Origin of the sequence: Mycolicibacterium arseniciresistens, assembly GCF_030519285.1 — a bacterium.
Lineage (GTDB): Bacteria > Actinomycetota > Actinomycetes > Mycobacteriales > Mycobacteriaceae > Mycobacterium > Mycobacterium arseniciresistens.
In genome coordinates this window covers 1-7,004 of sequence record NZ_JAUMSQ010000370.1, presented here as the reverse complement: position 1 = coordinate 7,004, position 7,004 = coordinate 1, and the positions used below count along the sequence as shown (strand labels likewise).

8 protein-coding genes and 1 pseudogene are annotated in these 7,004 nt (G+C 69.3%); 4 read left to right on the top strand and 5 right to left on the bottom strand.

Annotated elements, in window-relative coordinates; translation table 11 throughout:
* Nucleotides 1-1,580 (bottom strand): ABC transporter family substrate-binding protein (locus Q2100_RS28470; protein ID WP_302916735.1); only part of this gene is annotated, 1,580 nt, incomplete at its 3' end.
* A 75-nt stretch (nt 1,581-1,655) separates the two neighbouring features.
* Complete coding sequence (gene typA / locus Q2100_RS28465) at nt 1,656-3,545, bottom strand: translational GTPase TypA (RefSeq protein ID WP_264014650.1); 1,890 nt, start codon at nt 3,543-3,545, stop codon at nt 1,656-1,658.
* Between the two features lie 131 nt (nt 3,546-3,676).
* On the opposite strand from typA, the gene Q2100_RS28460 reads away from it, so the two are divergent.
* A complete protein-coding gene (locus Q2100_RS28460; RefSeq protein WP_264014649.1) occupies nt 3,677-3,844 on the top strand; it encodes a hypothetical protein in 168 nt (55 codons plus the stop codon).
* A gap of 61 nt (nt 3,845-3,905) precedes the next feature.
* Nucleotides 3,906-4,178 (top strand): hypothetical protein, encoded by a 273-nt coding sequence (locus Q2100_RS28455; protein WP_264014648.1) that lies wholly within the window; start codon nt 3,906-3,908, stop codon nt 4,176-4,178.
* On the opposite strand, the gene Q2100_RS28450 is transcribed toward Q2100_RS28455, so the two are convergent.
* Entirely contained in the window at nt 4,172-4,726 is a 555-nt protein-coding gene (locus Q2100_RS28450) for a hypothetical protein (RefSeq protein WP_302916734.1), read from the bottom strand. The genes Q2100_RS28455 and Q2100_RS28450 overlap by 7 nt on opposite strands.
* A gap of 10 nt (nt 4,727-4,736) precedes the next feature.
* On the bottom strand, nt 4,737-5,156 hold the full coding sequence (locus tag Q2100_RS28445) for a (deoxy)nucleoside triphosphate pyrophosphohydrolase (RefSeq protein WP_302916733.1): 420 nt from the start codon (nt 5,154-5,156) through the stop codon (nt 4,737-4,739).
* Nucleotides 5,157-5,183: 27 nt separating this feature from the next.
* On the opposite strand from Q2100_RS28445, the gene Q2100_RS28440 reads away from it, so the two are divergent.
* Complete coding sequence (locus tag Q2100_RS28440) at nt 5,184-5,471, top strand: 4a-hydroxytetrahydrobiopterin dehydratase (protein WP_264014645.1); 288 nt, start codon at nt 5,184-5,186, stop codon at nt 5,469-5,471.
* Here the strand turns inward: Q2100_RS28440 and Q2100_RS28435 are convergent.
* Complete coding sequence (locus Q2100_RS28435) at nt 5,413-6,678, bottom strand: mannosyltransferase (RefSeq protein ID WP_302916732.1); 1,266 nt, start codon at nt 6,676-6,678, stop codon at nt 5,413-5,415. The genes Q2100_RS28440 and Q2100_RS28435 overlap by 59 nt on opposite strands.
* 141 nt (nt 6,679-6,819) lie before the next feature.
* Here Q2100_RS28435 and Q2100_RS28430 point away from each other — a divergent pair.
* Nucleotides 6,820-7,004, top strand: a pseudogene (locus tag Q2100_RS28430) (hypothetical protein); the annotation flags it as partial.

The window sequence follows — 7,004 nt, the reverse complement described above, 5'->3', positions numbered from 1 at the left end:
GACGTGGGTGCTGCGGTCGGGACCGGCGTCGCCTCGAGCGCCCGGCAGCCGTAGCGCGACGCCAGCGACGTGGCGAGGTCCCCCCCGGCCGCATGCCAGCCGACCACCGCGTCCACCCGGTTGTTGGCCAGCGCCTCGCCGTAGAGCGTGACCGGGTCGAGCGCCAGCACCGAAGCCTCGATGCCGACGTTGCGCAACTGATCGGCCGCCGTGTTGGCCACCGCCACAGACGTCGGATCGTTCACCGCCACACCGAGAACCAGGGACAGCGGCACGCCGTCCTTGGTGATCCGGCCGCGGTCGTTGTCGGGCGCCGGCGTTCCGGGCGTCGGCGGCGGCGGGTTCTCCACCGGCGCCACCTCGTAGCCCGCGTCGGCGAGCAGGCCGAGTGCCGCCTCGGTGCCCAGCGCGGGCGGTGCGGTCGGCACGTAGCCCGGATCCGACGGCGTCCGGACCTGAGCCTGGGCCAGTGTCACGGTGTTGTCGTCACCGGCGCCCACCGACGCCAGCAGATCGACGTCGAACAGACCCAGGATGGCCTTGCGCACCTGCGCTTCGGCCAGCTTTGGCTGCCCGGCCCGCAGCGTCACCTGCATCACGCGCGGTGTCACGATGCGGGCCGTCCTGACGTCGGGTATCGCGCTGAGCTGAGCGAAAGTGGCTGCGCCGCCGTGTATCTGGGCGACCTGCGTGTCACCGTTGCGGATCGAGTCGGCGAGTGCGGCAGGCGATCCGCCGCGACGGAACAGCACCTGGTCGGGTTTGGCCGGACCACTCCAGAACCGGTCGTTGCGGGCGAGCAGGATCTCGTCGCGCTGCGGATCGATGTCGTCGACGCGGAACTTGCCCGCGGTGACGGGCATGGCACGCGCCAGACCGGCCCCGAATCCACCCGGTACGTCCTTGACGATGTGCGCGGGGAGGATGTTGTTGAACAGTTCCCGCCACGCCGGGTAGGGCTGGGAGAAGGTGACGACGGCCTGTTTGCCACCCTCGACCGACTGGACACCGGTGATCAGGTCATAGCCGGCCGGATCGACGACGCCCGGCTGGCTGACCATCTGCTGCCACAGGTACCAGTAGTCGTCAGCGGCCACCGGCGCGTTGTCGGTCCACTGCGCCTCCGGCTTGATCGTGTAGGTGACGGTGAATGGGTTCCGGTTGGTCACCTCGGCCGACTCGAGCAGCGCGGTGTCGAGTTCCCATCGCGAACCGGTCGGCGACGCCGGGTCCGGCACGGGCCGGAACGAGCTCGGCAGCACCAGCGCGGCGATCGCCGCGTTGACCGGGGACTGGTCGGAGAGCAGATGTGGGTTGAATCCGGGGCCGATCGAATCGATGGCCATGATGATCTGCGTCGCCTTGGGCGGCGGTGGCGTCACGGACTCCGTGGTCTCGGTGCTCTGCGGGGCGGGCGGTGGGCTCACCGTGCATCCGCCGAGCAGCAACGCCGGTACCGACACCAGTGCGCCGAGCCTCGCGCAGGACTGGCGAGTTCGATTCGGCACGCCCCTCAGGGTATCGGCCGTCCTCCGCGCCGCCGCACGCGAGCAAATCAGTGGCTTGCCCACGGTGATCATGGCTCCCACGAGCTCGTTTGCTGAGGCGATCCGTGGAGCCGGCCGCGGCACCCGCCGTGGCCGGTTTTCCGTCGGCTAGTTCTGGGCCTTGGCCCGGGCCTTCGCGCGCGCCCGCAGGCTCGCGGTCAGCTCCACCTTGCGCACCCTGACGATCTCCGGGGTGACCTCGACGCACTCGTCCTCGGCGCAGAACTCCATGGCCTGTTCGAGGCCGAGTTCGAGCGGCCGGGCCAGCGTCTCCATGACGTCGGCCGTGGAGGACCGCATGTTGGTCAGCTTCTTCTCCCGGGTGACGTTGATGTCGAGGTCCTCGGCGCGCGGATTGATGCCGACCACCTGACCCTCGTAGGTGTCATCGCCCGGTTCGACGAAGAACTGCCCGCGGTCGGACAGCTGGATCATCGCGAACGGCGTCACCGACCCCGTGCGGTCCGACACGAGCGACCCGGTGTGGCGGGCGCGGATCTCCCCGGCCCACGGCCGGTATCCGTCGAACACGGCGTTGGCGATGCCGGTGCCGCGGGTGAGCGTCAGGAAGTCGGTACGGAAGCCGATCAGCCCGCGGCTGGGCACGATGAAGTCCATCCGGACCCAGCCCGCCGCGTGGTTGGCCATCTCCTCCATGCGGCCCTTGCGGGCGGCCATCAACTGCGTGATGGCGCCGACGAACTCCTCGGGGCAGTCGATCGTCATGGCCTCGAACGGCTCGTGAAGCTTGCCGTCGATCGTGCGGGTGACCACCTGCGGCTTGCCGACGGTCAGCTCGAAGCCTTCGCGGCGCATCTGCTCGACGAGCACGGCCAGCGCGAGCTCGCCTCGGCCCTGCACCTCCCAGGCGTCGGGGCGGCCGATGTCGACGACCTTGATGGAGACGTTGCCGATGAGTTCGCGGTCCAGCCGGTCACGCACCATGCGGGCGGTGAGCTTGTGCCCGGACACCTTCCCCGCCAGCGGCGAGGTGTTGGTGCCGATCGTCACCGAGATCGCCGGTTCGTCGACCGTGATGCGCGGCAGCGCGTGCGCGTGTTCGGGGTCGGCCAGCGTGTCGCCGATCATGATCTCGGGCAGGCCGGCGACCGCGACGATGTCGCCGGCGATCGCCTCGTCGGTGGGATTGCGTTCGACGCCGACGGTGGCCAGCAGCTCGGTGATCTTGGCGTTGGTGACCACGGGCACGCCGTCGACCTCGCGCATCCACGCCACCTGCTGGCCCTTGCGCAGCTTGCCCTTGTAGATGCGGATCAGCGCGAGCCGGCCGAGGAAGGCCGACGCGTCGAGGTTGGTCACCAGCGCCTGCAGCGGCGCCTCGGGATCGCCTTGCGGCGGCGGGATGTGTTGCAGCAGAACGTCGAACAGCGGGTCGAGATTCTCGCCCTCGGGATTCTCGCCGTTGGCCGGCTCGATGGTGCTCGCGATGCCCGCCCGGCCGGACGCGTACAGCGTCGGCAGCCCGAGCGCGAATTCGGCCGCCTTCTGCGCCTCCTCGTCGAGGTCCGACGCGACGTCGAGCAGCAGGTCGTGACTCTCGGAGACGACCTCGGCGATGCGCGCGTCCGGACGGTCGGTCTTGTTGACCACCACGATCACCGGAAGGTGCGCGCCGAGCGCCTTGCGCAGCACGAAGCGGGTCTGCGGCAGCGGGCCCTCCGAGGCGTCGACGAGCAGCAGCACACCGTCGACCATGGACAGGCCGCGTTCGACCTCGCCGCCGAAGTCGGCGTGGCCGGGCGTGTCGATCACGTTGATGACCGTCATGCCGCCGTCGGCATGGTGCCGGTGCACCGCGGTGTTCTTGGCCAGGATGGTGATGCCCTTTTCCTTCTCCAGGTCACCGGAGTCCATCAGCCGTTCGATCGCATCGTCACCGCGGTGCGTCAGCGCACCGGACTGCCGCAGCATCGCGTCCACGAGGGTCGTCTTGCCGTGGTCGACGTGGGCGACGATGGCGACGTTCCGAAAATCCACGTCGCTCAGTGTGGCAGCGCCGGACAGCTATCGCGAAATGCAGCAAGGCAGGTCACACCGCCCGCGCGGGCCATGGCACAGTGGGTAACCGCATTACCACCACGATCGCGACCGGCAGGGATCCCCAATACGTGACGACGTCCAAGTACGCCGACCTCAGGCCGAAGAAGAAATGCTGTCGCAGCAAGCCGCGCTGCAAGCGCTGCCCGCTGGTCCTGCATCGTGTCCATAAGGCCGAGCTCAACGGCATTCGCGGCAAGGAACTGGAGAAGGTGTTCAAGCGCGCCCGCAAGCACTGACCTGCGAGTATCGTCGACGGCAGCCGTCGAAAGGCGTCATTCCGGCGGTCGGAGGTACACCATGTCGGTCTACGAGGTGCTCACCGTCACCCTGATCGTCGTGCTGGCAAGCGCCACCGTCATCGCCATCTACATCGGGATGATGAACTGGTTCCGTGCGGCCTACGTCGTGCGGTGCGCCGCGTGTCACCACCTGACGGTCTCGTCGGCGAACGAGCCGCAACAATCCTGCCCGCACTGTCGCCACCCGGTGCTGCTGCACCCGGTGCACGCGGTGCACCACCCGCGCAGCGTGCACCAGCTGCGGGTGGTGGGCGACCGCTTGCGCTACTGACGAGTGCGGGGCAGCAGGAGCAGTGCGGCCAGCAGAAAGCAGACCGCACCGCTGAACGTGCCCGCGCCCGCCAGCAGCGCATCGGCCGTGACGCCGGTGCCCCGCACGAACGCCGCAACGGCCGAGACGGCGAATGCCACGCAGCCGACCATGTTGACCCAGGCAGCCCACCGATCCCGGGGTCGCGGCGGGATTGCGACGAGCCCGAGGGCCCCACTGAGGAGGAAGGCCACCGAGCCGGCGGCGTCGGGGCTCCAGACGAAGCGCTGCTCGGTGGACACCAGGTGGGCCCATACGGCGGACCCGGTGCTGAGGTTGAACAACACGGTACCTACGAATTGCGTTGCCGCCGAGAGCCATTCAGACGCCCAGCGCGGACCGCTGCGGGCCAGCTGAAGGTAGGCTGCAGCGGTGAAGAACCACGATCCGGCGAAGCACGCGACGTTTGTCGCGCCCGTTCCGGCGTGGGCTGCGAAACCTGGTGCGGTGCCCAGCGCGAACAGCGCCGAACCGATCGCGAACAGCCAGCACTGGCGCGTCAGGGTCACCGCGTCAACGTCACCGATCGGGCATCGGCTCCAGCGGTCCGAGTGACGCCAGCGCGGCCGCCAGGTCCGGCAGCCACGCGCGGTCGGCCGGGACCCAGGGCAGGCCGTCGAGTTCGTCGGCGCCGACCCAGCGCAGTGCCCGGTGGTCGTTGGGCACCGGCACACCGCCGGTCTGCGTGACCAGGTATGCGCGCAGCACCATCGTGTCGGTCAGCGCGACGTCGGCGCCGAGTCGCGCGCCGACCGTCACCTCGATGCCGAGTTCCTCACGCAGTTCCCGGATCAGCGCCGCGGCGTCGCTCTCCCCCGCCGCGACCTTGCCGCCCGGCAGCTCCCACAGCCCGGCCAGTTCGGCAGGCCGGGCGCGCTGCGCCACCAGCAGCGAGGTGCCCGAGATCAGTGCGCCCGCAACGACGATCTGCCCGTTCATCGTCGCCGACGGTATACCGTCGAGGACATGGCTGTGTTAACGGACGAACAGGTGGACGCCGCACTGCCCGACCTCAACGGCTGGGAGCGCGCCGACGGAGCGCTGCGGCGGTCGGTCGAGTTCCCCGCATTCCTTGACGGCATCGACGCCGTGCGACGGGTCGGCGAGCACGCCGAGGCGAAGGACCACCATCCCGATATCGACATTCGTTGGCGGACGGTGACTTTCGCACTGGTCACCCACTCCGAGGGCGGGATCACGGAGAAGGACGTGGAGATGGCTCGCGATATCGACGGGATCGTCGGCCGGCCGTAGCTATCCAGGCCAGGGTCGCCAGCGTCGCGACGATGTAGATCAGTCCAGCCCAGGCCAGATACCAGGGTCTGCTGATCTCCCAGATGGTGGGCTGGGCGAAGCTGAGCAGCCACGGCACGCCGACCAGGGTGAGCGTGAGCCAGCCCCACCCCAGGATCCGCGCGCCCGGCAGGTCGCGGCGCGGGCCGTGCAGCAGCCAGATCATCAGCGGCAGCACCCAGACCCAGTGGTGCGTCCAGGAGATCGGTGACAGCAGCAGCCCGAAGAGTTGCACCACCACGATGGCGCCGAGGCGGTCGGCACTGCCGCCGATCGCCCGCCACGCCAGCACGGCCAGCACCGCGGTCACCACGATGCCCGCCACCACGGCCGGCCCGTAGCCGGCGTCGTGTCCGAGGATGCGTGAGATCCCGCCGCGCCAGGACTGGTTGAACGACGTCCCGATCGGCCCCACCCGGTCGGCGTCGCCGAGCAGTTCGGTGAAGTAACGCCGGGTCTGGTCACCGATCACGAGCGCGGCGATCCCGATGGTGCCGGCGAACACGACCGCCGAGAACACCGCGGCGCCCCACCGGCGGGCGCCGACGAGGTACAGGCCTGCCACGGCCGGGGTCAGCTTCACGCCGGCGGCCAGGCCGACGAGCAGGCCCGAGAGCCACCACCGGGTGGTGAGCACCGCACAGAGCACCGCCAGCACCAGCAGCACGTTGACCTGTCCGTAGTCGAAGGTGCTGCGCAGCGGTTCCAGCCAGATGCCCACCGCGGTCCACAGCATCGCGATCCGCCGGTCACCTGGGGCACCGCCGGACAGCAGGCGCTGACTGACCCGCACCACGCCGTAGAGCGCAGCGACGATGCCGACCTGCCACGCGAACGCCACCAGCCCGAAGGGCAGCAGGTGCAGCGGATAGAAGACGATCGCGGCGAACGGCGGATAGGTGAACGGCAGCGGGAAGTCGGGCGTCTGATCGGCGTAGACGTAGTCGTAGAGGGTGCCGGGTCGATCGAGGGCACCGGCGCCGCCGACATAGACGTGCAGGTCGACGAAGTTCGCGCCGTTGGCCGCCAGATAGGTCCAGGCGAATCGGGCGGCGATGCTCAGCACCAGCAGTACGGGCGCCGCCGCGGCCAGCTTCGTCGCGAGCGAGCGGTGCGTCGGCCCCGGGCGGGCGGCGGGTGAGGCGTCTATCCCGTCGACTTTAGACATCGGCCTTCAGGCACCGGCCCCAGTGTCACCGATTACCTACACCTCAGTCACGGTTGCATAAATGCCACACGTGTCACTTGAGTAACACCAGTAACTCCGTAGCTTCGGGTGCAGGCCTGCTGACAACCGATTGGGAGAATCATGAAGTTCACCAGAAAAGCGTTCGCCACCAGCGTGATTGCCGCTGTGGGCGCCGTTCCGCTCGCGCTGGCGTTCAGTGCCGTCGCCACCGCGCAGCCCGCCGCGCCGGCGCCCGTTCCGGCGGTGCCGGGTCTCGAGCAACTCGCCAACGCGCCGCAGATGCTGCAGGGCATGGCCTCGGCCCT

Bases quoted from the DNA above. Each gene is read 5' to 3' on its own strand.
- Q2100_RS28435 (WP_302916732.1), bottom strand. From the start codon at position 6,678: ATGTCTAAAGTCGACGGGATAGACGCCTCACCCGCCGCCCGCCCGGGG.
- Q2100_RS28455 (WP_264014648.1), top strand. From the start codon at position 3,906: ATGTCGGTCTACGAGGTGCTCACCGTCACCCTGATCGTCGTGCTGGCA.
- Q2100_RS28445 (WP_302916733.1), bottom strand. From the start codon at position 5,156: ATGAACGGGCAGATCGTCGTTGCGGGCGCACTGATCTCGGGCACCTCG.
- Q2100_RS28440 (WP_264014645.1), top strand. From the start codon at position 5,184: ATGGCTGTGTTAACGGACGAACAGGTGGACGCCGCACTGCCCGACCTC.